Source organism: Agrobacterium sp. A3-95 (assembly GCF_053521785.1).
Genome location: NZ_JBNWDR010000001.1, coordinates 599,914 through 624,476, shown reverse-complemented (window position 1 = coordinate 624,476; position 24,563 = coordinate 599,914). Strand labels below are relative to the sequence as shown.

Below are 24,563 nucleotides of genomic sequence, written 5' to 3'. Positions count from 1 at the left end.
GGCGGATTTCCTAAAACCTGTCTCGCAATGCGTACCATGAGAGCGCCAGGAAAAGCAGCGGTGCCCGCAGCGATGCGCCGCCGGGGAACGACGGAACCTTCAACCGCGCGAATGGCGCCAGCATATCCTGTCTGCCGAGAACGAGATCGGCATAGAGCTTGCCGCAATAGTTCGACAGCATCACCCCGTGTCCGGAATAACCGCCGATGGAGGTGACCCCTGGCATGACTTCCCGCACGAACACCCGCCTTGGCAGGGTGATGCCGACGGAGCCGCCCCAGGAATGGGTGATCTCGACATTTCCGAGTTCGGGATAGATTTCCGCGATCTGCCGGCGAATATGGCTGGAAATGTCGCGCGGCGTATCGGCCGTATAGGCCTCGCGCCCGCCGAACAGCAGCCTGTTGTCGACCGTCTTGCGGAAATAGCGCACCACGAAACGGGAATCGGCCACGGCTTCCTTGCCGGGAATAATGTCAGGATAAGCGTCAAGCGGTGCGGTCGCGCCGATGAAGGAGCGGATGGGCATGATATGGGCCGCCGTCACCGGTTCCAGATTGCCGATATAGGCATTGGTCGCAATCAGCACCCGCGTTGCGGTCAGCGTGCCGGAGGGCGTTTCGATGATGGTCTTGCCGCCCGCCTGGCGTATGGATTTGGCGGGCGTCATTTCATGGATGCCGGCGCCCGCCTCTTTTGCGGCTTTCGCAAGCCCGACCAGCAGCTTCAGCGGATGGATATGGCCGGTGCCGGTATCGCGTGTGCCGCCGAAATAATGGCTGGAGCCGACACGTCTGCGTGCGTCCGCCCGCTCCATGTAGGAAATATGCGGATAGCCGTAGCGATTGTTCATCGCATCGACGCTTTTGCGGTAATCGTCTTCGTAAGCAGCCTTGTGCGCCACATAGAGCTGCCCCGGCAGATACTCCATGTCGATGCCGTGATCGCGGGCGAAGTTGAGGACGTAGTGCTTGGCATCCTCGGCGATATCGAACAGTACCTTGGACTGCTCGAAGCCGATCTCGTCTTCCATCTCGTCGGGAAACGAGCGCTGCCCGGTGCCGAATTGCCCGCCGTTGCGGCCGGACGCGCCGTCGCCGAAACGATGCGCCTCGATCAAGGCGACGGAGACACCGTTGGCGGCAAGATTAAAGGCGGCCTGAAGCCCGGTATAGCCACCGCCGACGACCGCGACGTCCACTGCTTTCGACCCGTCGAGCGCCGGATATTGCGGCCGCTCCTGGGCGCTTGCCTGATACCAGGAAATCCCCGGCGCTATCGGGCTTTGCCACGTCATGCTTCAGACCTCACACGTTGAGAAGCAGGAATTCCCGCTCCCATGGGCTGATGACCTGCATGAATGTCTCGAATTCCCCGCGCTTCAGGCCCGCATAAAGGCCGACGAATTCATGGCCGAACACCCGCTCGAACTGTTCTTCGCCTTCCAGCAACGCCACGGCTTCCAGCAGCCCGCGCGGCAGGTCGATGGAGCCTTCATTGGCCGTATCGGCGGTCGGTTCGGTCGGCTCGATATTGTTGACGATGCCGAGCCAGCCGCAGGCAAGCGAAGCGGCGAGCGCGAGATAGGGATTGGCATCCGAACTCGGCAGGCGGTTTTCGACACGCCTTGCCTGCGGGCTGGAAATCGGCACGCGGAAAGCCGTCGTGCGATTGTCGTAACCCCAGGCATTGTTGACCGGGCAAGCCATGTCAGGCGTCAGGCGGCGATAGGAGTTCACGTAAGGAGCAAGCATCACCAGCGCGTTCGGAACATAACGCTGCATGCCGCCGACGAAGGCGAAGAACTCCTTGGAAGGGCCACCGTCCTTGTTGGAGAAGATATTGCGGCCGCTGTCGATCTCCACCACCGACTGGTGGATATGCATGGCCGAGCCCGGTTGACCCTGCATGGGCTTGGCCATGAAGGTGGCGTAGATGCCATGCTTCAATGCTGCTTCACGGATCGTGCGCTTGAACAGGAACACTTGGTCGGCAAGTTCGATCGGATCGCCATGGCGCAGGTTGATTTCCAGCTGGGCCGGGCCTTCCTCATGGATAAGGGTATCGATCTCGAGGCCCTGTTTTTCGGAGAAGTGATAGATATCGTCGATCAGTTCGTCGAACTCGTTGATGCCGGCGATGGAATAGCTCTGCCCACCGACAATGGAGCGTCCGGAGCGGCCCTTCGGCGGATGCAGCGGATAGTCAGGGTCGTCATTCATGGCGACGAGGTAGAATTCGATTTCCGGCGCGACGACCGGCTTCCAGCCTTTTTCGGTGTAAAGCGAAAGCACGTTTTTCAGCACGTTGCGCGGCGTATAGGGAACGAAATTACCCTCGGCATCCACGACATCGCAGATCACTTGCGCGGTCGGGTCGCTTTCCCATGGCACCACGGATAGCGTGGAAAGATCAGGCACAAGCTTCAGGTCGCTGTCGCGCGGCTCATAGCGGAAGTTTGCCGTCTCATCCGGATATTCGCCCGAGATCGTGTGGCGATAGAGGGCGGAGGGCAGGGCAAGCGAGGTGTCGCCCGTAAATTTCGCCGTCGGCATCATCTTGCCACGCGCAACCCCGGCAAGATCGGGTGTTATGCATTCAATATCCTCAATACCGCGCGCCCTCAACCATTGCGAAGCTTCGCGCCAGGAGGAAACGCCACGGGTAGAGGAAAGGTCGAGGGGAGGTTTCTTTGCCATGGTTGCCTGTTTCTTCGGGCGGAGCATGGTTTTCTTCGGGGGCATGTATCACCGGGTCTGTGTTTCGACTGGCGCCATCATAACCGGAGTTTGGCAATTGGCGAGGGGGAAAGCGCCATTGACAACGGGCGACACTTCGAAAAGAGGAAAGGGAGAAGCAAACGGAAAACAACTATGGCAGACAAATGTGACGTGCTGATTTTGGGGGCGGGGGCTGCCGGCATGATGTGCGCCATCCGCGCCGGCCAGCGCGGCCGCTCCGTCATCATCCTCGACCATGCCAAGGCGCCGGGCGAGAAAATCCGCATCTCCGGCGGCGGCCGCTGCAATTTCACCAACATCCATGCCGGGCCGAAGAACTATCTCTCCGCTAACCCGCATTTCGCCAAATCCGCACTTGCCCGTTACACGCCGCGCGATTTCATCGCTCTGGTCGAAAAACATCGTATCGCCTGGCATGAAAAGACGCTTGGGCAGCTGTTCTGCGACGATAGCGCCAAGGACATCATCCGCATGCTGCTTGGCGAAATGCAGGCTGCAAAGGTGAAATTGAGGCTCGAAACCGCTGTTTCCGATGTCGCCCATGATGGCGGCCGGTTTCGCGTGACGACCTCCGGCGGCGTCATCGAGGCGGAAAGCCTTGTGGTCGCAACGGGCGGCAAGTCGATCCCGAAAATGGGTGCGACCGGTTTTGCCTACCAGATCGCCGAGCAGTTCGGCTTGTCGCTCATCGAGACGCGCCCCGGCCTCGTGCCGCTGACGCTCGATCCTGCGGCCCTGGAAAGGCTGAGCCCCCTTGCCGGTGTTGCCGTGCCAGCCGAAATTTCCCATGCCAAAACGGCTTTCAACGAGGCACTTCTGTTTACCCATCGGGGCCTAAGCGGCCCCTCGATCCTGCAAATCTCCTCCTTTTGGCGGGAGGGCGATACGATCCGCCTGAAACTGGAGCCTGCGCGCGATATCGTCGCCTTGCTAAAGGAAGCGAAACAGAAGAACGGCCGCCAGTCGGCCCAGACCGCTCTTGCGGAAATCCTGCCGAAACGGCTGGCGCAGCATGTCGTCGAAAAATCGGGGCTGACCGGCAACCTTGCCGATATGTCAGACAAGGCTCTGGCGACCTTGGCGAATGAGGTGCAGGACTGGCAGATCAAGCCAGCCGGTTCCGAGGGATATCGCACGGCGGAAGTCACGCTTGGCGGCGTGGATACGACCGGCCTCGATTCCCGCAGCATGGCAGCGAAAACCGTGGCCGGCCTCTATTTCATCGGCGAATGTGTTGACGTGACCGGCTGGCTGGGCGGTTATAATTTCCAGTGGGCCTGGGCCTCCGGTCGGGCAGCAGGTGAATTCGCCTGAAACCGCTCGTATTAACACCTTGTTAATAGGCACGGAGTCATCCTGACAGAATGCCAGCAAAGCCGGATCGCGTTGTGGTTCCGCTGTACATGATGTCATGCTGGAGGCTCTTAACAGGGCATGGGTCGGTTGAGTTTTTCGTCAGGAGCCCGCGCATGAACAGATCCGCACATCGCCGCCCTCGCGCCATTGCCATCGCCCGCGCCGAAAGCGAGAGCAGGCAGTTGGCCTTTCGCCTGACTGCAATCGCAGCCGGTGCCGTGGCTGCCCTGATCGCCCTTTTTTACTAAGGTCAGGCTCTTCGCTTTCGCCGTTGCAGCAATCGCGGTAAACAGCCGCCACGGCCAGGATGCCTCGGCCATATCGGCATAGAATTTCTCTTCTTGCCGGATGGCTTCCCGCCGCGAGCGCGGCGTCTGGTTTTCGATGATGGCCAATGCTGAATAAAATACGTGCATGTCACTCTCCATGTTGCGGAGGGCCATGATGCACGCCGTTTTTTGTTTTATCTGCACAAGAAAATGCGCTACGTTTTTCATAAATGAAAAACGTCACTTGGGATTCATACCAACTTTTCCTCGATGTGTCACGCAGCGGCGGCCTGACGGGTGCTGCGGCGCTGACGGGTTTGAGCCCTGCGACTATCGGGCGACGCATGATCGAATTGGAGGAGCGCATTGGTAAGGCGCTGTTCCAGCGCAGCCAGACGGGATACGCGCTGACACCGGATGGCCGCGCGCTGTTTGACCGCCTTCAGGCGATGGAGAACGCGGCAAAGGATATCGAGGGATGGCAAAAGGCGTCATCAGCCTCTTCCGTCGTGCGCATTGCCGTCGGTACCTGGAATGCCTGGCTGCTGGCAGTAAATTTCTCCGCCATCTGCACGGATCGCGACGATTTCCGCATCGATCTTTTCATCGCCGAACAGAGGGCGTCTTTGGCGCACCGTGAAAACGACATCGGCATTCGCGCTTTCGAGCCCGAGGAACGCAACCTCGCTGCCGTCAAGACGGGGGAGGTGGCCTATGCGCCCTACAGGTTGCGCAACGCCGCCAGCTCCGTTTCAGACCGGTGGTTGGCGGTGGCGGAAGAAAACGCCATTTCCGCCTACCTGCGCTGGTCGCATGAAAACCGGCGGGACAATATCGTGGTGACCGTCAACAGGCCAACGGCACTGCTCGATCTCACGCTGGCGGGAGCAGGGGTTGCCGTGCTGCCGTGTTTCGTGGGCGATGCCGATGCGCGGCTGATGCGTGAGGGTGACGAAATCGAAGCGCTTCGTCACAATCAGTGGATCGTCATGAACAATGACGATCGCCACCGCCGCGATATACGGACGGTGGCGGACCGGATGACGCGTCTCATCAAGCGACATTCCGATTTGTACGCCGGACGAAAAAGCCGTCCGGCGTGAGCGGTGTCACGCAGCAGCACTTCCCTGCGCAACGATGACCGGGATCAGAAGATCGCCCCAGTTGCCGCCCCCGCCGTGATGGCGGGCTGAGCGGACGAGTTCAACGGAAACACCGGCCTCAACTGCCTTCATGACGGCCTGATTGAGGCGGTGCAGATCGTTGGCCAGCATGCGGATGGCGACCTGTTGATCCTGCGTCATGGCGGAGGACTGCTCCTCGGCGCGTTCCTTGACGTGGGTCTTGATGGGGTTATGGGCATTCATGGCATTTCTCCTCTCTTTATTGGTTGGGGTTCTTGATGCGATTTGCAAGCCCTTCCCGTTCAAGGGAAGGGCAGTTTTCCAGTTTATTCCGCCGCCGGGCGGAACTGGTCGTGCTCGGTGGATTCCTTCATGGCGGTGGTCGAAGACGTGCCGCCCGAGATTGCCAGCGACACGGCGTCGAAGTAGCCGGTGCCGACTTCGCGCTGGTGTTTGGTGGCGGTGTAGCCGTTAACCTCGGCCGCGAATTCCGCTTCCTGAAGCTCGGAATAGGCCGCCATCTGCCGCTCCTTGTAGCCGCGCGCCAGTTCGAACATGCCGTAATTCAGCTGGTGGAAGCCGGCCAGCGTGATGAACTGGAACTTGTAGCCCATCGCCCCGAGTTCGCGCTGGAACTTGGCAATCGTCGCGTCGTCGAGGTGCTTTTTCCAGTTGAACGACGGCGAGCAATTGTAAGCGAGCTTCTTGCCGGGGTGCACCTTGTGCACGCCCTCGGCAAACCTGCGCGCCTGCTCGAGATCTGGCTTGGAGGTCTCGCACCAGATCAGATCGCAATAGGGCGCATAGGCCACCGCACGGGCTATGCAGGGTTCAAGACCGTTCTTCACCTGATAGAAGCCCTCGACGGTGCGGCCGGCATCGTAATCAACGAAGGGCTGGTCGCGCTCGTCAATATCAGAGGTCAAAAGCTTGGCTGCCTCCGCATCGGTGCGGGCGATGACCAGCGTCGGCACGCCCATGACGTCGGCTGCAAGTCGTGCCGCCGTCAGGTTGCGAATATGCGCCGCCGTGGGGATCAGAACCTTGCCGCCGAGATGGCCGCACTTCTTTTCAGATGCCAGCTGGTCTTCATAGTGAACACCGGCTGCACCGGCCTCGATGAATGCCTTCATGATCTCGAAGGCGTTGAGCGGTCCCCCGAAACCGGCTTCCGCATCGGCAACGATCGGCGCGAACCACGTGTCGACCGAAAGGCCCTTGCCCTCTGCCGTCTCGATCTGGTCTGCCCGTTGCAAGGTGCGGTTGATGCGCTTTGCAAGCTCTGGCGCCGCATTGGCGGGGTAGAGCGATTGGTCCGGATACATGGCGGAGGCCGTGTTGGCATCTGCCGCAACCTGCCAGCCGGAAAGATAGATCGCCTTCAGCCCGGCGCGAACCATCTGCATGGCCTGGTTGCCGGAAAGCGCGCCGAGCGCATTGATGAAATTCTCTTCGTTGATCAGCTTCCACAGCCGGTTGGCACCCATCTCGGCCAGCGAATGGCGGATTTCAACGGAGCCGCGCAACCGCTCCACGTCGGCGGCGGTATAAGTGCGCTCAATGCCGTCGAAGCGTCCCTGCGGTGCGCCCGGAACAAGTTTGTAAAAATCCGTCATACTTCTCTCTCCCATGACAAATGCAGTTTCAGAAACGTGCTGTCTTCAACTGTGTGAAGTGCCGTTCGATGTGACTACATTTACATTTTCATGAGTTTGAGCGCCAGAACAAACATAAAAACAGTGACTTGAAAGAGGTTATGCTGTAGTGTGCATGACAGGGCGGAGCTGTAAAATTGTAAATTTTGTAAAAGCCTCATGCCCGGCGATTTTGTAACAGACTTGTATGAGTCTTTCGATGTGAGGTTGAGGCTGTGTCGGAAAACAAGATTTTTGCTGGCCCGCGCGTACGTCGTATTCGCAACGGTCTGGCGCTGACGCAAACGGCCATGGCCGAGGCGCTGGCGATCTCGCCTTCCTACCTCAATCTCATCGAGCGCAATCAGCGGCCGCTGACCGTGCAGCTGCTCTTGAAGCTCGCTTCAGTCTACAAGGTGGATCTGGACGACCTGCAAGGCGAGAGTGCCGGTTCCGCCGGGCAATTGCGAGAGGTCTTCGCCGATCCGCTCTTGGTGGGCGAGGTGCCGTCGCCGCAGGAGCTGATCGAGGTGGCAGATGCCGCGCCCAATGCGGCAAGTGGCGTCGTCAAGCTGTACAGGGCGTATCGGGAACAGGCGCAGCGCCTTTCCGACCTCTCGGATCTTCTGGCGCGCGAAGGACATGAGACGGCGCTTTCCTCCACCCGCCTGCCGATAGACGAGGTGCGGCACGTCTTTGAAAACCGGCCGGCCTATGTCCATTCCATCGATGCGGCGGCAGAAGAACTCCACAAGCAATTGTCGGCGGGCGAAGATCTCGCCGCGGGCCTTCGCGCATGGCTTCAGAAAAACCACGGTATCGTGGTCAGAACTCTGCCGGTCCATGCCATGCCCAATCTGCGGCGGCGTTATGACCGCCATTCCATGCGGCTGTTTTTGTCCGAGCGCCTGTCGCAGCCGGATCAGCTCAGGGAAATGGCGATGGAAACCTGTCTTCTGGCGCTTCGAGAGGAGATTGGCGCTGAGCTGGAGACGCTTGGCCTGAAGGGGGAGGAGGCACGGCGCATCGCCCGCTTCGAGCTGGCGCGTTATGCCGCCCACGCCCTAATGATGCCCTATGGTGCGTTTTTGAGTGCCTCCCAGCGCGCGAAATACGATCTCGATGTCCTGCGGTCGCGCTTCAATGTGTCGTTCGAGCAGGCCGCCAACAGGCTCGTCAGCCTGCAAAGGCCGACGGCTGCGGCAATCCCGTTCTTTTTGATGGAGACTGACAATGCCGGCAACCGTTTCCGTCTTGCGGGCGCCGGTGGTTTCCCGAGGGCACGGTTTGGCGGCCTCTGTCCGCGTCTTAATATCCACGCAGCTTTTGCCCAGCCGGGGCAGGTGCTGGTGGAGCCGGTGGAGATGCCTGACGGTGACGCCTTCCTGACGGTGTCGCGCACACTTGAAGGCCCGCAGGCCGGTTTCGGCGAAAGGGTGCGGCGAACGGCCGTGCTTCTGGGCTGCGATCTCGCCCAGGCCGGGGAGACGGTCTACGGGGCTGCCGGCGCAGGTGGGCCGACCATTGCCATTGGTCCCTCGTGCCGGCTGTGTGAAAGGCAGGGCTGTCTGTCGCGGGCAGAAGCCCCGCTGACGAGGCCGCTCGGCCTGGACGAAATGGTGACCGGTCTTAGTGTTTTCGACTTCCAGTAGAGGTTTCGCATCACTTTTTTCCCGGTGGAACACATTCGGTTGAAAATGCTGTGCTGCACATTTCCCGCTTGCTCCCTTTTGTTTTCCTTTCTAGTCTCACTGAAAAAGGGGATCACGCTTCCGTCACGAGGATGCGTTAACAGGAGAAATCATGAAAAACCGTTCGCTCCGTTTCACTTTGGCTCTCACGACGGCGCTCGTTGCTGCAGGCTCGGCAATGGCCCAGGAGAAGGTCGTTCACGTCTTTAACTGGTCGGATTATATCGACGAATCGATCCTTACCGATTTCACCAAGGAAACCGGCATCAAGGTCGTTTACGATGTATTCGACAGCAACGAACTCGTGGAAACGAAGCTTCTGGCCGGCAGCTCCGGCTACGACGTGGTGGTGCCGACAGGCCCCTTCCTTGCCCGCCAGATCAATGCCGGTGTTTTCCAGAAACTCGACAAGTCCAAGTTGCCGAATCTGAAGAACATGTGGCCGGATGTCTCCGAGCGTCTGGCGAAATACGACCCCGGCAACGAGTATGCCGTGAACTACATGTGGGGCACAACAGGCATCGGCTATAACGTCGCCAAGGTGAAGGCGGCTCTCGGTGATGTTCCGGTCGACAGCTGGGATATTCTCTTCAAGCCGGAAAATGCCGAAAAGCTGAAATCCTGTGGCATCAATATTCTCGATGCATCGGACGAGACCTTCGCCATCGCGATGAATTACCTCGGCAAGAACCCGGACAGCAAGGAAACGGCCGATCTGGAAGCGGGCGGTGCCGTCTATTCGAAGATCCGTCCCTTTGTGAAGACCTTCAACTCTTCCGCCTATATCGACGAGCTGGCAAATGGCGACAGCTGCATCACGATCGGCTGGTCGGGTGACATTCTTCAGGCGAAAAAGCGTGCCGAAGAAGCCAAGAACGGCGTCGAGGTGAACTACGTCATCCCGAAGGAAGGCACCTATATGTGGTTCGACAACCTTGCCATCCCGGCGGATGCCAAGAATGTCGAGGAAGCTCACACCTTCATAAACTACCTGATGCGCCCGGAAGTCATCGCCAAGGCGTCCAACTATGTTCAGTATGCGAACGGCAACCTTGCCTCGCAGGCGCTGATGGATCCGTCGGTTGCCAAGAACCCGGCGGTCTACCCCAATGCCGAGACGATGAAGAAGCTCTTCACCATCTCACCCTACGGACCGAAGGAACAGCGCGTCTTGAACCGTGTCTGGACGCAGATAAAGACCGGTAGCTGATAGCTCCGCGCGCTGGTTGAGAAACGGCCGGCGGGCCTGTTTCTCTGATACCTTGCCGGCAGGTCACGCAACCTGCCGGCGCTGCCCGCCTCATGGCATCGGACCGAAAAATGTGACGCGGTTTTCGGGAAATCCGATGCTCAAATCTACAAAATCAACGGGATTTGAGGGTAGGGTGAATGGCGAAAACTCTGGGGCCGGTCAAACGCAAATTTAGCCCTTGGGACAATCCCGATGCGGTTCCCTTCATCCGTTTTGAAAACGTCACCAAGCGATTTGGCGATTTCGTCGCCGTCGATAATCTGACGCTCGATATTTACGAACGGGAGTTCTTTTCGCTGCTCGGTCCTTCCGGCTGCGGCAAGACCACGCTGATGCGCATGCTGGCCGGTTTCGAGGAACCGACCAATGGGCGTATTCTCCTTCAGGGCAAGGATATTTCCGGCGTGCCGCCCTACAAGCGCCCGACCAATATGATGTTTCAGTCCTACGCCCTTTTCCCGCATATGTCGGTGGAGAAGAACATTGCCTTCGGTCTGGAGCAGGACGGTCTGCCCAAGGCAGAAATATCCTCGCGGGTCGAGGAAATGCTGCGGCTCGTCAAGCTCAGCGAGTTTGCCAAGCGCAAGCCGAGCCAGCTTTCGGGCGGCCAGCGGCAGCGCGTGGCGCTTGCCCGCTCGCTTGCCAAGCGGCCGAAGGTGCTTTTGCTGGATGAACCGCTCGGTGCGCTCGACAAGAAGCTGCGCGAGGAAACCCAATTCGAGCTGATGGACATCCAGACCAATCTCGGCCTCACCTTCCTGATCGTCACCCATGACCAGGAAGAGGCAATGACGGTGTCGGACCGGATCGCGGTCATGGACAAGGGCATTGTGGTGCAGGTGGCAACGCCTGCCGAAATCTACGAGGCGCCGAACAGTCGTTACGTGGCGGATTTCATCGGCGACATCAATATTTTCGACGCCAATGTCGTCACTAACGCGTCCGATATCGGCAAACCGGGACTGGTGACACTCGATTGCGACGGGCTGACAGTTGCCGTGGAGCAGGAATGCGCCGCTGTCACCGGAAGCCGGGTGGCTTTCGCCATCCGCCCGGAAAAGGTCCGCATCTCGCTCGATCAACCCACCGACAGCGCCGTCAATTCCGCTTATGGCGAAGTCTGGGATATCGGCTATCTCGGTGACTTCTCGGTGTTCATCGTCAAGCTTGCCGATGGCCGTGTCATCCGTGCAGCGCAGGCGAATGTCTCGCGTCTCGTGGATCGCCCGATCACCTTCGGCGATATGGTGTGGTTGAACTGGAAACAGGATTCCGGTCTTGTGCTAACGCACTGAGGGAGGCTTTTATGGCGATCACCACTCCTGAAAACCGGCAAAGTCCCTGGCGATGGCTGGTCGTCGCGGTTCCCTATTTCTGGCTGATGCTGTTTTTCGCAGCGCCCTTTTTCATCATTTTCAAAATATCGCTTTCGGATACGGCGATATCCATGCCGCCCTATACGCCAGTCTTCGAAGGGTTTTCGAAGCTTGGCGCATTCTTCTCGCAGCTGGATTTCGAAAACTACCTGTTTCTGACGGAAGACCCGCTCTACATCGACGCCTATCTCTCGTCGCTGCGCATCGCATTCATCTCCACCTTCCTGCTGTTGCTGATCGGTTATCCCATGGCTCTTGCCATGGCGCGTTCGCCGTCATCCATCCGCCCGACGCTGGTGATGCTGGTCATCCTGCCGTTCTGGACCTCGTTCCTTATCCGCGTTTACGCCTGGATCGGTATTCTGAAGCCCGAAGGTCTGCTGACGGTGCTGTTCCAATGGCTCGGTTTTCTGGGGCCGGACCAGCAGGTCAATATCTTCCGCACCGAGACGGCGATCTTCATCGGAATCGTCTATTCCTATCTGCCGTTCATGGTGCTGCCGCTTTATTCGGCGCTGGAAAAATTCGACAATACGCTTCTGGAAGCGGCGGCCGATCTGGGTTGCCCGCCTTGGAAAGCCTTCTGGAAGATTACCTTCCCGCTGTCGCTGCCGGGCGTCGTAGCCGGGTCGATGATCTGTTTCATCCCGATAACCGGCGAATTCGTCATTCCCGATCTGCTTGGCGGTGCGCAGACGCTGATGATCGGCAAGACCCTCTGGACTGAATTCTTCGGCAACCGCGACTGGCCCCTGGCATCCGCCGTTGCGGTGCTGCTTCTACTGTTGCTGGTGGTGCCCATCGCCATCTTCCAGAACCAGCAGAAGAAAGTCGGGTGAGGCCATGAAACGCGGAAAATTCGACATCACCGTCCTGACCCTCGGTTTTGCCTTTCTCTATATCCCGATCATCATCCTGATCGTTTATTCCTTCAATGCCTCGAAGCTGGTCACCGTCTGGGGCGGATTTTCGTTGCAATGGTACAAGTCCATGTGGTCGAACCAGGGGCTGATGGATGCAGCCTGGGTGACGCTTCGTGTGGGTATTTTGAGCGCCACCATCGGCACCATCCTCGGAACGCTGGCGGCGCTGTCTCTGACGCGCTTTGCGCGCTTTCCGGGACGCGTGCTGTTTTCGGGCATGATCTATGCGCCGCTCGTCATGCCGGAGGTTATTACCGGTCTGTCGCTGCTTTTGCTGTTCGTGGCCGTTGGGGTGGATCGCGGCTTCTGGACGGTGGTCATCGCCCACACCACCTTCACCATGTGTTATGTGGCAATCGTCGTGCAGTCGCGTCTGTTGACCTTTGATCGCAGCCTCGAGGAAGCAGCGCTCGATCTCGGTTGCCCGCCGGTCAAGACCTTCTTCAAAATTACCCTGCCGCTGATCTTCCCGGCCGTCATCGCCGGCTGGATGTTGGCGTTTACGCTGTCGCTCGATGATCTCGTGATCGCAAGTTTCGCCACTGGTCCAGGTGCGACGACGCTGCCGATCAAGATTTATTCGCAGGTTCGTCTTGGCGTCACACCTGAGATCAACGCCATCTGCACGATCCTTATCGGGCTTGTCACAATCGGCGTGATTGTCGCTTCCATCGCCTCCAAACGCACGGAACTCCAGCGGATGAAGGACGAACACGCAGCCGCGCGCAACTGATCGAATATTCCTCTCCGATTTCTACGCGTTACTGTTGAGGCGTCGATAAAATTAGAAACCTGTAATTTAGTTTTTGACTTTTACGGTCTCAAAATAGGAATTATCGTCGGTAATTGATCGATTTTGGTTTTAACCGCTTGTTAATAGGAGTTGGCGGAAAGTAAATCCCAACGCAGGGCTGTCAAACTTTAGATAGCCGGGATTGATAATTTCCATATGGCGAGGTTGTCCCCCTTTCTCTCGTTAAAAAAGCACAACTAATACAGGCGGCCGAGAGGCCGCCTTTCTTTTTGCCGCCATGCGCGTTGCCTTCAGCGGTTTTCCGGATGATCCATCGATTTCGACACGAGAAGCACGGGGATAAGCCCGGCAATAATGATGATGATCGCCGGCACGGCGGCATCCTGCACCCTTGAGCGGGACGCGTCTTCATAGACCAGCGTGGCGAGTGTGTTGAAGCCGAAGGGCCGCAGCAGGATCGTCGCCGGCAGCTCCTTCATGGATTCGATCAGTACCAGAAGAAAGGCTGTCAGCGCCGCAGGCCGCATATTCGGCAGCAGCACCTTGAACAGTGTCTGCAACCGGTTGCGCCCAAGCGTTCGCGAGGCCATGTCGATATGCGGCGAGAGCTTCTGGAACCCGGCATCAAGCGTTCCCTCCGCCATGGTCATGAAGCGTACCGAATGGGCGTAGATGATGGCAAAGGCAGTGCCTGACAGCAGCAGGCCGCTCGAAAATCCGAAATGGGAGCGGACAAACCCGTCGACGTGATTGTCGAGACCGGCCAGGGGAATGAGCACGCCGATGGCGAGCACCGTTCCCGGCACGCCATATCCCATGGAGCCAAGTCGCGCGGCCACCTTTGACGTGCGCGAGCGCTCGGTGCGGATGGCATAGGAAAATACGAAAGCCGCAATCAGGGTGACGAAGGCGGCGGAAAGCGAGACCTCGAGACTGTGGCCGAGTGCTTTCAGCAGCTTCGGCGCAAACAGCGCATCCAGCCTTTTTGCGGCGTAACCGCCAAGAACGATGACGGGAATGAGGAAACCACTCGCCACGGGAACGATGCAGAAGAGGCTTGCAGACCAGCGCCGCCAGCCGCGAAGGCTTTTCAACCGGTGGCGTTGCGCCATGGTCGTGGCTTTTGGAGCGGCAAAGCGCTGTTTTTCGCGGGCATTGCGTTCGATGAAGATCAACGCACCAACGATGAGCAAAATAACAGCGGCGATCTGTGTCGCATTGGCAAGATTGCCGCGATTGAGCCAGGTCTCGTAAATCGTGAAAGTCAGCGTCTGGACACCGAGATATTCGACAGCGCCAATATCGTTCAGCGTTTCCATCAGGACCAGCGAAAGACCGATAGCGATCGCCGGCCGCGCCATTGGCAATTGCACGGAAAAGAATACGCCAAGCGGTTTCGCACCAAGTGTGCGCGCAGCTTCGGCCGCAAACCGTCCCTGCATGGAAAAAGCGGCGCGGGCCGAGAGATAGACATAAGGGTAAAGCACCGAACTCAGAACCACCACGGCGCCGCCAAGCGAGCGTACGTCCGGAAACCAGTAGTCGCGGATGCTGTGATAGCCGAAGGCGGCGCGAAGGACGCTTTGTACCGGGCCGGTGAAATCCAGGAACTCGCCGAAAGCATAGGCTGCCAGATACGAGGGAATGGCGAGCGGCAGGACAAGTGCCGCCGACAATACCCGCCGCAAAGGGAATTCGAATGTGGTGACGAGCCAGGCGCAGACAATGCCGAAGAATGCCGTCGTTGCGGCCGTCATCGCCAGCAGCAGGAAGGTTCGAAACCCGGCGCGCGGCAGAACATTGGCTAGAAGGTGTTGCCATCCTTCCGTGCTGCCGGTCAGCGCCAGCCAGAAGACCGCCAGAACAGGCATGGCGGCGATGGCTGCGACGATGACCGCCGTGATGGGCAACAATGAAACGCGTCTTGTTGCCGGAATGGAAACCGTCATGGAAATGCCAGCCTGCTGTCCTGCGAAAGCCTCAACCGGCTGTCCGTTTAGCCGGCGGTTCCCGCATTGCTACGCCCGCATGGCCTCAGTTGGCAAGAACCCGCTGCGACGGAAAGGTAATTTCCACCAGCGTTCCCTCGTTCGGTGTCGAGGTGATGGAGAAGTTCGCACGGTTGGCGTCCACCATCGCCTTGGTCAAGGGAAGGCCGAGCCCGGTGCCATCGCCGCGCACGCGCTTGCCCGATGACGCCACCTGCCGGAACGGCTTCATGGCCTGTTCCAGCTCAGCTCGGGTCATGCCGATGCCGGTGTCGCGGATACGCAGCGCGACGCTGCCATTGGCCTCATAGGCAGTGGAAACTACGATCTGGCCGCCTGATGGCGTGAAGCGGATGGCGTTCGACAGGATGTTGAGCACGATCTGCTTGATCGAGCGCAGGTCGGCAACGATCTGTGGAACGGATTGCGAAAGCGCCGTGCGGATGATGACACGCTGATTGTTGGCCTGCGGCTGCACCAGCGAGACCGCCTCGGCCACCGTCTCGTTCAGCGGAACCGCGATGAAATCGACATCCATCTGCCCGGCTTCGATCTTGGAGATGTCGAGGAGGTCGTTGACGATATCGAGCACATGCCGGCCCGAACGTCCGATATCATTGGAATATTCCACATAACGCGGATGACCGATCGGCCCGAAACGCTCGGTCGCCATCATGTCCGCAAAGCCGATGATGGCGTTGAGAGGCGTGCGGATTTCGTGGCTGACACGCGCAAGAAAATCGGTCTTGTGCGCATTGGCGGTTTCCGCCGCGCGCTTGGCGTTGCGTAACTCTTCTTCCGTGCGCTTCCACTGGGTGATGTCACGGATGACCACGCAATAGCCGTGCGAGGATTTGAGCCGCCCGATCGTCATGAACAGCGGCAGAAAACCGCCGGATGCCTCGCGGCCAATCACCTCGCGGCCATCGTTCAGCACGCTGGCGACACCGTTATTGGCAAGGCCGGAAAGATAGTCCAGCACCGCGCGCTGGCTCTCATGCGCAAACAGGGTGACGAAGGGCTTTCCTGCGATTTCGCCATTGTCGTAGTTGAATAGCGCACTGGCGGAGCGATTGAGCGAACGGATTTCGCCGTCGTCTCCCAAAAGCACCACGCCATCCGTTGCCGTTTCCAGAATGGAATGCAGTTCTTCGACTTCGCCCTGCAATACGGAAACGCTGCCTGCGTCGGCATTCGCGGTTTCGGCCGTTGACGTATTCTCGTTGGCTGCCGTAACCGATGCCTGCTTTTCTTCCAGCGGAACCAGCGACAGCATCAGCGCCTTGGTGTCTTCCCAGCGGATGGATTGCAGCCGTGCCTTGACCGGAATGATGTCATTTTCGGCGCTGACGACGACCATGCCGCCTTCGTTATCAGGCATATCCTCAAGCTCCTGCCGTTGCAGCAGGGCTTCCAGTCCACCGACCTCGTCCAATTCATCAAGAGAGCCGTAGCCCGTCAGCCGCAGGAAATCCGGATTGGCATGGATCAGCCTGTCACCGGCATGCACCAGCAGTGCCACGGGCATCTGGTCCAGCGTTTCGGCGCTCAGCGCATCGGCGGGTCGCAGCGGTGGGCTAACCATCGCAGCGGCGATATCGGCCGCCGGTACCACCTCGTTGAAGGCGACTGTCTTTTCTTCGATCTGGATTTCATCGGCAGGCTTGTTAGTGGCCGCAGGGCGTTCGCCGCGAACATAGTCCGCGAAGAGATCGTCTTCCTCAGCCGGTTCTGCGACATTAACGTCTTCTTCCAGCACGGGCGGCAGGTCCACCTGCGTTACCGCGTCGATATCGTCTTGGATATGCTGTGCAGCCGGATCGGTAGAAGGAGCGTCTTCTTCCGCCTTCGGGCCTTCGTCTGAAACGGCATCTACGGGTGCCAGCGTCCGGCCAATTTCGCGGAAGGCGGCCTGCTCGCCTGCGGTCAGGCCCTCGCGGGAGCGCCAGCGGCGCTCTTCCAGATGGACGACCTTGTCGGAGGTTGGCTCCGGCTCTGGTTCCGGGGTCGGTACGATTGCCAAGGCCGGCACTTCGAATTCCGGCGGGCTGTAATCGTGGGGCCGCTCTTCGTCCGAAATCTCGGCTGGCGCATCTTCAGCGGCCGGGATTTCCTCATCGAGCTCATCGAGAAAAGCCAGCAATTCCTCGTCTTCATCCTCGGCAGCCGGCTGCGGCAAAACCTCGGTTTGAAGGATGTCTTCGCCGTGCAGGAAGGTGAGGCCGGTGGCGTGCGGATCCTCTGCGGCATCGGCCAGCCGCACGATGCCGAAACCACGGAAACCGTCAAATTCGCGCGAGCGCGTATAGGTGGGAAGGGCGGCGAGATCGATCGGCACCATGAGAGACGTGCCTTCAACCGGCCAATAGATCGTCTTGCCAGACCAGGTATCACGGCGGCCGAGAAGCTCGCGAATCTTGCCTTCCGGATCGAGATTGAACAGTGCCGCCACATCGGCAAAACTCATGCCTTCTACAGCTGCCGCCTTCGCGCCCACAGCCTCCGCAAATTCGTGCGAGATCGAGCTGAAGCGGCCCTCGGCATCGATTTTCCAGACGAAACGGGATGCTCGCGCACCGGCGTTGAAGACAAAAGGCCGGGGTTCGTCGGTCGGTTCCACGGCCGCCGGGAGATCCTCTTCAACGGGTGCAGCGTCCTGCGCCGCTATTGTTTCAGCGACCTCATCTTCCGCCTCTGCGCGCTCCACGTCCGGGGCCTGTTCGGTATGGTCTTCGCTGGAAGCCTGACCAGCTGCCGGAACCTCTGCATCATTCGCATCCAGTTCGAAGAGATCGGCAATATCGTCCGTCATAGCCGCATTCGCAGCCGTATCGGCATCCTCCAGCGGGACATCCGCCGGAGCATCCGTTTCTTCTTCTGCTGCAAGCGATGGCAGGACGGCTTCTTCATCCTGTTCCACCGTCACTTCGTCTTCGACGTCGGAAGGCAGTTCCGGCACGTCCTCCACATCTTCTATCCCGGCGACGGCGTCGAGCACGGAATCGAACGAGGCAGCCGTTGCGGCAACAGGCGCGGTCTCGGCAACCGGCAAGGCCGGTTGGGAGGCAACCGGGGTTTCCTGCGGCTTGTCTTCGGCAAAGCCGTTAACGGGATCGAGCGTCCCGAGCGCGGTTTCGACCACGAACAACAGATTGAGTTCTGGCGATATCGTGATCTGGCCGGCGGCGGCGGGCATGTAACCCTTGCCGGTCGGCACGGGCCGTTTGACGAGGTGGCCAGCCTGACCTGCAGCCATCCTAACCAGCGTCCTTGCCGTATGCGGCGTGATGCCGAGCGACACAAACTTGGCCGAGGCGGCAACGACCTCGTTATCGCCATTGATGACAGCGATATGGATATCGGGATCGTCAAAGCCTTCAATCATGCGCCTTGCGCATTCCGCCGTGTCAGGTGCGGCCTGATCGGTGAGGGCGGAAAACAGAATAGCAGGCTGGCCCGGTTCGGCCTCGATGATTTCCGCCTTGGCGGTAACGGCAAGGCTGCGGAAGCCGGCATTGATACGAATGGTAAACGGCAGGCTGTCGCCCGTCTTCGAAAGACGCGCCGCCGTCGCGGCCAGCTGCCGGAAGGTCACGTCCTGCCGTTTGGGCCCCTGTTCCAGAAAATCATAGACCATCGGCGTGCCGAACAGCGCTGCGCCGCGCCCATTGGCCCAGAGCGCGCTCTGAAGATCGAGCGAGAACAAAGCCATCGCCTCGCCGCGCCCGAAACCTTCGCGCACCCGTTCATGCACTGCGATATCGATAAAGGGATACTGGACGGCGGGCATGTCGAAACCTATTCTGGCACTACCGGACCTTGCGAGGCTTTCGGCTTCCTCATGAAGCTGAAACGTAAACCCGCTGAGGCACCACGTTAACAGAATTTTAAATAACTTCACAGGGCGGCGCGGTCCACCGCCGCCTGAATGAATCGCCAAATAGAGTTAACATGAACAGGCCCGGCGAGACCCGTTCTGGCCCCGTTCCAGATTGCAAGCGGTATACCTGGCTATCGACTGTTGCCAGCTCTGGCGCCATGAAAACCGCTTGCCTTTCCAAGCCTTTTTTCGCAAAATTCGCTGAAGGACTTGCAAATAGCGAAAACACCTTTTATGTCACCCCCCGTGGCGCCGGTTCGGCGTTTGATGTGCGGTTGTAGCTCAGTTGGTTAGAGCGCAGGTTTGTGGCACCTGAGGTCGGAGGTTCGAGACCCCCCAACCGTACCATCTCCAATTTCCTAAAATTCCTGAAAATCATTGCAGCGATTTCAAACCCGATTTGGGTTATCGCAAACGCATGTCTTTGCTGCGCGTCGACGGTGCGGTTTCCTCGCTTCCAAAAACCATTTGGCTAAAATCTCTTGCGCTGGTATTGTCCGCCCAACGAAACCTTATGAAAGCCAGCAGCATAGCGTCTACGCTTGTGCGCGGCGAAATGGACAAGACAGTGATCGACCCCGGAAACGGCCCAAAGCCGTCGGAACAAGGGGCGTCGGTGGCAAACAAAGGGAAAGCGAAGCGATCCCGTCGTGGCAAGAAAAACAGGCGTGACGGTAAACCCCGTGACGTTGCTGTGCTGTCGCATGATGTTGCCGCGGATGTTCCGGCCGGTTCCCCCTATGTATCGGCTCTCGAGCCGGATGCCGAACCGCGCAAAAGAAAGCGGCGTCGGCGTTCCCGTGGCAAAGGCACCTCCCATCAGACGCCGCCTGCGGCCAGTGAACAGCCAGAGGCTGTCGTCGCAACGGATGCCACCAATCCATCCTCCGTGCCGCCTGCCGGTGGTCGCAAGTCGCGTAACCGCAAGCGGGCTCACCGTGATCCGCGCAGCCGCGATCCGCAGGGTCGCCCGCTGGTTCCCTCCCATGCGCCCCGACATGTCGGCAAGCAGAACGGGCGCGCCAATGGGACGGCTCAGGAACCGCACCGGCAACAATCAGAAATGTCCGCCCGTCACGGCGCCCGCCATCAAGAGCATGGCTCCGAATTCGCAACGGACATGTATGCGGCGCTCGATCTCGGAACCAATAATTGCCGACTGCTGATCGCGCAGCCGACACGGCCCGGCCAGTTCCGGGTCGTCGATGCCTTTTCGCGCATCGTCCGGCTGGGCGAGGGGCTGGTATCGACCGGCCGTCTTTCAGACGATGCCATGGATCGCGCGGTGGAGGCTCTCAAGGTCTGCTCCTCGAAACTTGCTGGACGCCCGATCAGGCGTATGCGCCTCATCGCCACCGAAGCTTGCCGGGCAGCAACCAATGGCGAGGAGTTTCTGGAGCGGGTTACCCGGGAAACCGGGCTCAAGCTTGAGATCATCAGCCGCGAGACGGAAGCGCGTCTCGCCGTTTCGGGTTGCGCCTCCCTGGTCGGGCGTGAAGCCCGTTCGGTGGTACTTTTCGATATAGGCGGCGGATCGTCGGAAATCGCGGTCATCAAGGTCGGCGAAAACCGTTCCAACCGGCTCGCCAACCACATCACCCACTGGACATCGTTGCCGGTCGGCGTTGTTACCCTCTCGGAACGCCATGGCGGCCGCGATGTGACGCCGGATGTGTTTGCCGCCATGGTGCGGGAAGTCGAAGGGCTGCTGGATGCCTTCCAGTGCCCGCCTCTGGCGCCGCTTGCGCATCACGAGGATTTTCACCTGATCGGAACCTCGGGTACGGTGACGACGCTTGCGGGCGTTCACCTCGACCTGCCGCGCTACGATCGCCGCAAGGTGGATGGCCTCTGGCTTTCAGATACCGAGGTGACGGCGATGCAGGACAAGCTTCTGGCATGGGATTTTGCCGGCCGCGCCGCCAATGCCTGCATCGGTCCTGACAGGGCCGATCTGGTTCTGGCCGGCTGCGCCATCCTCGAGGCCATTCGCCGTCGCTGGCCGGCGCGGCGCATGCGTGTGGCCGATCGCGGGCTGCGCGAAGGCCTGTTGACGGATATGATGGCGGATGACGGCGCATGGCGGCGTAACCGGATAAGGCGCATGCAGATGGCACGGCAGGACAGAACGGAAGGTTTGACATGAGCAAGGCGCCCACAAGCACCAATCGCACCGGCCGAAAGATCGGTCAGAAGGTCAAGAAGACCAAGCTCAAGGCCTCATCGCGCCGCTGGCTGGAACGTCATATCAACGACCCCTATGTGCAGCGCGCAAAGCTTGAAGGCTATCGCGCCCGCGCCGCCTTCAAGCTTCTGGAAATCAACGACAAGCACCAGATCCTGAAGGGTGCCACCCGCATCATCGACCTTGGTGCGGCACCCGGAAGCTGGTCGCAGATCGCTTCTAAGGTGACGGATTCCACCGAGGATGATATCCGCGTCGCCGCTATCGATTTTCTCGAAATCGATCCCATCCCCGGCGTGAAGATCCTGCAGCTCGACTTCCTCGATCCGACCGCACCGGACCAGTTGATGGAGGCCGTTGGCGGCACGCCGGATCTGGTACTGTCCGACATGGCGGCACCAACCACGGGCCACCAGAAGACGGACCACATCCGCACCATGCATCTGTGCGAAGTCGCGGCCGATTTCGCGGTTCAGGTGCTGGCGGAAGGCGGCCATTTCCTCGCCAAGACCTTCCAGGGCGGCACGGAAAAGGCCTTGCTCGACATGCTGAAGAAGAACTTCAAGCAGGTCCTGCATATCAAGCCGGCGTCCTCGCGCTCGGAATCGGTCGAAATGTTCCTGCTCGCCAAGCATTTCAAGGGCCGGACAGCCGAAACGCAGTCCGTTATGCACGTGGATGAGGCGGACGAAGACTAATCACTCTGCCGGTTGCGAGACTTTGCCGCGGTGGCCGGAAACGGCCGCGCCCGCTTGCGCGTCCATGCGGATGATCGGCACGATTGCAAACAGCGAAACGAGCGCCACGATGGTGAAGGCAACGTGGAAATCGGCGAGCTGCAGATGCGAGCCGGATAACATGCTGCTGACTTCCAGGATGGCGGCTGCGAAAGCCACGCCGAGCGCAAGGCTGATCTGTTGCAGCACGGATGCCATCGAAGTTGCCTGACTTGCCTGGCTGTCGTCTATATCGGAATAGCTGAGCGCGTTGGATCCCGTAAAAAAGAAGGAACGGGCAAAGCCCGCCGTGACCAGGCAGATCATGATAAGTGGGTAAGGCGTTTCCGGCGTGAAGAAGCTGTTGGCGAGCGTCGTGAAGGCTCCGACGATGCCGGCTCCGATCAGCGTTGATCTGAACCCCGTTGCGGCAAAGACCCGCTTGGCCATGAATTTCGTGGTGATCGCGCCGATTGCCCCGGCAAAGGTGATCATGCCTGACTGAAACGGGTTGAGCCCGAAACCGATCTGCAACATCAACGGCATCAGGAAGGGAATGGCGCCCGTGGAAATGCGGAAGGCGGTGCCGCCAACGGTGGCCGCCCGGAATGTCGGGTTGCGGAAAATGCGGAAATCCAGAATGGGGGCAGGGTGGTTTGCCGCGTGGCGCACATAAAGAAAGCCGCAGATGAAACCGATGACCGTCGAGGCGATGCCGATGGCGGGCGGCAGTGCCGGAAGGCTGACGACCGACACGCCGAAAACCACGCCCGATGCTGCAAGACCGGATAACACGAAACCCTTGCCGTCCATCGGTGGCGGATTGGTGGTCTCGATTTCCGGCAGGAAGATCGTCGACAGCCAGATGCCGATAACGCCGATGGGCACGTTGATGAGGAAAATCCAGTGCCATGAAAAATAGGTGGTGATGAAGCCGCCGATCGGCGGGCCGGTCAGAGGCCCGACAAGCGCCGGTATCGTCAAAAGCGCCATAGCGGAAACCAGTTCGCTGCGTTGCGTCGTCCGCAGGAGGACGAGGCGGCCGACGGGCGTCATCATCGCCCCGCCCATACCTTGCAGGAAGCGCGAAACAACGAATTCGAATACCGATGACGAGACTGCGCAGCAGATCGAACCGACGACGAAGACGCCGATGGCGAAACGGAAGATTTTCTTCGCGCCGTATTTGTCAGCCATCCAGCCGCTGATGGGAATGAAGATCGCCAACGACACCATATAGGCCGTCAGTGCGAGCTTGAGCGTGATCGGACCCACATGAAGATCGGCCGCAATGGCTGGAAGCGATGTGGCGATGACGGTGGAGTCCATCTGCTCCATGAAGAGAGCGACTGCCAGGATCAGGGGAATGATGCGGTTCATGAGGCTGCCTGCGGCTCTCCGCTGCGACAATGGTATCGCAGTTCCTCCTACGCCTGATGGGCCGACTTGCCAACACGTTAATTATCAATTTCTGAAGTTCCGATCAAACCTGCGTGAGGCCGGTTTTCTTGCAACTTTCTCGCTCTATTGTCCGTTGGGCAAAGTGACATTGGCGAGAATCGGGAGAAAAATGATGACTCAATCCTTGAGCATGAGCAGACGCGGCCTTATCGGTGTGGCGGGAGCAAGCGTTCTCGGCGCGCCGCTTCTGATGGCGCGCACCGCAACGGCGCAGACGAACCAGCCGCAAACTTCCATGGAGATCAAACACGCCATGCCGCCTGAAACCAATCGCTTCAAGCTTGGTAATTTCGAAGTGCTTGTCGTGAAGGACGGCGCGCGCGCCGCGCCCAATCCGGGCGAGACCTTCGGCACCGATCAGTCGGCGGAAACCGTCGGCAAGTTGCTGGAAGACAATTTTCTGCCGAAGGAGCAATTCGTCAATTCCTTCTCGCCGGTTCTCGTAAATACCGGCACGGACCTTGTGCTGTTCGACACGGGTTTCGGCGAGTCCGGCCGTGGCGCTGGTAATGGCCGTCTTATCGAAGGCATGGCGGCTGCCGGTTACTCTCCTGACGAAGTGACCGTGGTGGTGCTGACCCACATGCACGGAGACCACATTGGCGGATTGATGGAAAAGGGCGCGCCGGCCTTCCCCAAGGCGCGTTATGTTTTCGGCCAGGCGGAATATGATTTCTGGACGGACGAGAAGCGGGTTGGCACGCCTGCCGAAGGCGGCCAGAAGGGCGTCATCGCCAACGTCAAACCGCTGGCGGAAAAGGCGACCTTCATAGGCGACGGCGCTGACGTGGTTTCCGGCATCACCGGCATTGCGGCGTTTGGCCATTCGCCGGGCCACATGATCTTCCGTGTCGAATCGGAAGGCAAGCAGCTGATCCTGACGGCTGATACGGCCAACCATTTCGTCCTGTCGCTGCAAAAGCCGGATTGGGAAGTGAAGTTCGACATGGACAAGGCGGCGGCCGCTGCAACCCGCAAGAAGATCTACGACATGATCGCCACGGACCGGCTGCCGTTCCTCGGCTATCACATGCCTTTCCCGGCTGTCGGTTACGCGGAAAAGCTGGATACGGGGTACCGTTTCGTGCCGAAGTCCTACCAGTTCGACATCTGATGCATATCGCGCAAAAGCGTTGAGCGGTTTTGCGATAACGACATGCGTAAAAACAAGCAGTTAAAGCGCGTCGTGCGGAACAGGGATCCACAGGACGCT

18 protein-coding genes and 1 tRNA gene are annotated in these 24,563 nt (G+C 59.3%); 11 read left to right on the top strand and 8 right to left on the bottom strand.

Annotated elements, in window-relative coordinates:
• Positions 1-10: 10 nt before the first annotated feature.
• Together ACQZ5Y_RS03125 and ACQZ5Y_RS03120 are read right to left on the bottom strand one after the other, a co-directional pair.
• Positions 11-1,297, bottom strand: coding sequence for an NAD(P)/FAD-dependent oxidoreductase (locus tag ACQZ5Y_RS03125; protein ID WP_003515145.1), 1,287 nt, complete (start codon positions 1,295-1,297; stop codon positions 11-13).
• 10 nt (positions 1,298-1,307) lie between these two features.
• Positions 1,308-2,744 (bottom strand): glutamine synthetase family protein, encoded by a 1,437-nt coding sequence (locus ACQZ5Y_RS03120; protein ID WP_013635499.1) that lies wholly within the window; start codon positions 2,742-2,744, stop codon positions 1,308-1,310.
• Positions 2,745-2,873: 129 nt separating this feature from the next.
• Between ACQZ5Y_RS03120 and ACQZ5Y_RS03115 the strand changes: the two genes are divergently transcribed.
• On the top strand, positions 2,874-4,055 hold the full coding sequence (locus ACQZ5Y_RS03115) for a BaiN/RdsA family NAD(P)/FAD-dependent oxidoreductase (RefSeq protein WP_111799339.1): 1,182 nt from the start codon (positions 2,874-2,876) through the stop codon (positions 4,053-4,055).
• A 110-nt stretch (positions 4,056-4,165) separates the two neighbouring features.
• On the opposite strand, the gene ACQZ5Y_RS03110 is transcribed toward ACQZ5Y_RS03115, so the two are convergent.
• Entirely contained in the window at positions 4,166-4,513 is a 348-nt protein-coding gene (locus ACQZ5Y_RS03110) for a hypothetical protein (RefSeq protein WP_174049358.1), read from the bottom strand.
• Between the two features lie 83 nt (positions 4,514-4,596).
• On the opposite strand from ACQZ5Y_RS03110, the gene ACQZ5Y_RS03105 reads away from it, so the two are divergent.
• Positions 4,597-5,469 (top strand): LysR family transcriptional regulator, encoded by an 873-nt coding sequence (locus ACQZ5Y_RS03105; RefSeq protein WP_112496688.1) that lies wholly within the window; start codon positions 4,597-4,599, stop codon positions 5,467-5,469.
• A 6-nt stretch (positions 5,470-5,475) separates the two neighbouring features.
• Here the strand turns inward: ACQZ5Y_RS03105 and ACQZ5Y_RS03100 are convergent, their stop codons facing one another.
• Together ACQZ5Y_RS03100 and aceA are read right to left on the bottom strand one after the other, a co-directional pair.
• On the bottom strand, positions 5,476-5,733 hold the full coding sequence (locus ACQZ5Y_RS03100; protein ID WP_003515151.1) for an SMc00767 family acetate metabolism repressor: 258 nt from the start codon (positions 5,731-5,733) through the stop codon (positions 5,476-5,478).
• An 83-nt stretch (positions 5,734-5,816) separates the two neighbouring features.
• Positions 5,817-7,106: an isocitrate lyase gene (gene aceA / locus ACQZ5Y_RS03095; RefSeq protein ID WP_013635503.1), complete on the bottom strand. Its 1,290-nt coding sequence runs from the start codon at positions 7,104-7,106 to the stop codon at positions 5,817-5,819.
• 254 nt (positions 7,107-7,360) lie between these two features.
• Here aceA and ACQZ5Y_RS03090 point away from each other — a divergent pair, with 254 nt between their 5' ends.
• The 5 genes from ACQZ5Y_RS03090 (at position 7,361) to ACQZ5Y_RS03070 (ending at position 13,099) form a co-directional block, all read left to right on the top strand.
• Complete coding sequence (locus ACQZ5Y_RS03090) at positions 7,361-8,776, top strand: helix-turn-helix domain-containing protein (RefSeq protein ID WP_174049187.1); 1,416 nt, start codon at positions 7,361-7,363, stop codon at positions 8,774-8,776.
• Between the two features lie 151 nt (positions 8,777-8,927).
• Positions 8,928-10,025: a polyamine ABC transporter substrate-binding protein gene (locus tag ACQZ5Y_RS03085; RefSeq protein ID WP_003515154.1), complete on the top strand. Its 1,098-nt coding sequence runs from the start codon at positions 8,928-8,930 to the stop codon at positions 10,023-10,025.
• A gap of 179 nt (positions 10,026-10,204) precedes the next feature.
• Positions 10,205-11,362: an ABC transporter ATP-binding protein gene (locus tag ACQZ5Y_RS03080; RefSeq protein ID WP_013635505.1), complete on the top strand. Its 1,158-nt coding sequence runs from the start codon at positions 10,205-10,207 to the stop codon at positions 11,360-11,362.
• A gap of 11 nt (positions 11,363-11,373) precedes the next feature.
• Entirely contained in the window at positions 11,374-12,282 is a 909-nt protein-coding gene (locus tag ACQZ5Y_RS03075) for an ABC transporter permease subunit (RefSeq protein ID WP_003515156.1), read from the top strand.
• A 4-nt stretch (positions 12,283-12,286) separates the two neighbouring features.
• Positions 12,287-13,099, top strand: a complete 813-nt coding sequence (locus ACQZ5Y_RS03070) for an ABC transporter permease (RefSeq protein WP_003515157.1) — start codon at positions 12,287-12,289, stop codon at positions 13,097-13,099.
• 311 nt (positions 13,100-13,410) lie between these two features.
• Here the strand turns inward: ACQZ5Y_RS03070 and ACQZ5Y_RS03065 are convergent, their stop codons facing one another.
• On the bottom strand, positions 13,411-15,069 hold the full coding sequence (locus tag ACQZ5Y_RS03065) for an ABC transporter permease (RefSeq protein ID WP_162633642.1): 1,659 nt from the start codon (positions 15,067-15,069) through the stop codon (positions 13,411-13,413).
• A gap of 85 nt (positions 15,070-15,154) precedes the next feature.
• Positions 15,155-18,898: an ATP-binding protein gene (locus tag ACQZ5Y_RS03060; RefSeq protein ID WP_174059792.1), complete on the bottom strand. Its 3,744-nt coding sequence runs from the start codon at positions 18,896-18,898 to the stop codon at positions 15,155-15,157.
• A gap of 361 nt (positions 18,899-19,259) precedes the next feature.
• Here ACQZ5Y_RS03060 and ACQZ5Y_RS03055 point away from each other — a divergent pair.
• The 3 genes from ACQZ5Y_RS03055 (at position 19,260) to ACQZ5Y_RS03045 (ending at position 21,871) form a co-directional block, all read left to right on the top strand.
• Positions 19,260-19,336, top strand: a tRNA-His gene (locus ACQZ5Y_RS03055).
• Positions 19,337-19,502: 166 nt separating this feature from the next.
• Positions 19,503-21,134 (top strand): Ppx/GppA phosphatase family protein, encoded by a 1,632-nt coding sequence (locus ACQZ5Y_RS03050; protein ID WP_003515160.1) that lies wholly within the window; start codon positions 19,503-19,505, stop codon positions 21,132-21,134.
• Entirely contained in the window at positions 21,131-21,871 is a 741-nt protein-coding gene (locus ACQZ5Y_RS03045; RefSeq protein ID WP_003515161.1) for an RlmE family RNA methyltransferase, read from the top strand. The genes ACQZ5Y_RS03050 and ACQZ5Y_RS03045 overlap by 4 nt, the downstream gene beginning before the upstream one ends.
• Here ACQZ5Y_RS03045 and ACQZ5Y_RS03040 read toward each other — a convergent pair whose 3' ends face one another.
• Complete coding sequence (locus ACQZ5Y_RS03040; RefSeq protein WP_003515163.1) at positions 21,872-23,269, bottom strand: MDR family MFS transporter; 1,398 nt, start codon at positions 23,267-23,269, stop codon at positions 21,872-21,874. It abuts the gene before it with no gap.
• Between the two features lie 193 nt (positions 23,270-23,462).
• On the opposite strand from ACQZ5Y_RS03040, the gene ACQZ5Y_RS03035 reads away from it, so the two are divergent.
• Entirely contained in the window at positions 23,463-24,464 is a 1,002-nt protein-coding gene (locus ACQZ5Y_RS03035; protein ID WP_174049189.1) for an MBL fold metallo-hydrolase, read from the top strand.
• The last annotated feature ends 99 nt before the right edge of the window (positions 24,465-24,563 follow it).

Excerpts from the sequence above, each read along its gene's own strand:
- ACQZ5Y_RS03100 (WP_003515151.1), bottom strand. The coding sequence starts at position 5,733 with ATGAATGCCCATAACCCCATCAAGACCCACGTCAAGGAACGCGCCGAG.
- ACQZ5Y_RS03045 (WP_003515161.1), top strand. The coding sequence starts at position 21,131 with ATGAGCAAGGCGCCCACAAGCACCAATCGCACCGGCCGAAAGATCGGT.
- aceA (WP_013635503.1), bottom strand. The coding sequence starts at position 7,106 with ATGACGGATTTTTACAAACTTGTTCCGGGCGCACCGCAGGGACGCTTC.
- ACQZ5Y_RS03120 (WP_013635499.1), bottom strand. The coding sequence starts at position 2,744 with ATGCCCCCGAAGAAAACCATGCTCCGCCCGAAGAAACAGGCAACCATG.
- ACQZ5Y_RS03115 (WP_111799339.1), top strand. The coding sequence starts at position 2,874 with ATGGCAGACAAATGTGACGTGCTGATTTTGGGGGCGGGGGCTGCCGGC.
- ACQZ5Y_RS03085 (WP_003515154.1), top strand. The coding sequence starts at position 8,928 with ATGAAAAACCGTTCGCTCCGTTTCACTTTGGCTCTCACGACGGCGCTC.
- ACQZ5Y_RS03125 (WP_003515145.1), bottom strand. The coding sequence starts at position 1,297 with ATGACGTGGCAAAGCCCGATAGCGCCGGGGATTTCCTGGTATCAGGCA.
- ACQZ5Y_RS03105 (WP_112496688.1), top strand. The coding sequence starts at position 4,597 with ATGAAAAACGTCACTTGGGATTCATACCAACTTTTCCTCGATGTGTCA.
- ACQZ5Y_RS03050 (WP_003515160.1), top strand. The coding sequence starts at position 19,503 with ATGAAAGCCAGCAGCATAGCGTCTACGCTTGTGCGCGGCGAAATGGAC.
- ACQZ5Y_RS03040 (WP_003515163.1), bottom strand. The coding sequence starts at position 23,269 with ATGAACCGCATCATTCCCCTGATCCTGGCAGTCGCTCTCTTCATGGAG.
- ACQZ5Y_RS03080 (WP_013635505.1), top strand. The coding sequence starts at position 10,205 with ATGGCGAAAACTCTGGGGCCGGTCAAACGCAAATTTAGCCCTTGGGAC.
- ACQZ5Y_RS03065 (WP_162633642.1), bottom strand. The coding sequence starts at position 15,069 with ATGACGGTTTCCATTCCGGCAACAAGACGCGTTTCATTGTTGCCCATC.
- ACQZ5Y_RS03070 (WP_003515157.1), top strand. The coding sequence starts at position 12,287 with ATGAAACGCGGAAAATTCGACATCACCGTCCTGACCCTCGGTTTTGCC.
- ACQZ5Y_RS03110 (WP_174049358.1), bottom strand. The coding sequence starts at position 4,513 with ATGCACGTATTTTATTCAGCATTGGCCATCATCGAAAACCAGACGCCG.
- ACQZ5Y_RS03035 (WP_174049189.1), top strand. The coding sequence starts at position 23,463 with ATGACTCAATCCTTGAGCATGAGCAGACGCGGCCTTATCGGTGTGGCG.
- ACQZ5Y_RS03075 (WP_003515156.1), top strand. The coding sequence starts at position 11,374 with ATGGCGATCACCACTCCTGAAAACCGGCAAAGTCCCTGGCGATGGCTG.
- ACQZ5Y_RS03060 (WP_174059792.1), bottom strand. The coding sequence starts at position 18,898 with ATGCCCGCCGTCCAGTATCCCTTTATCGATATCGCAGTGCATGAACGG.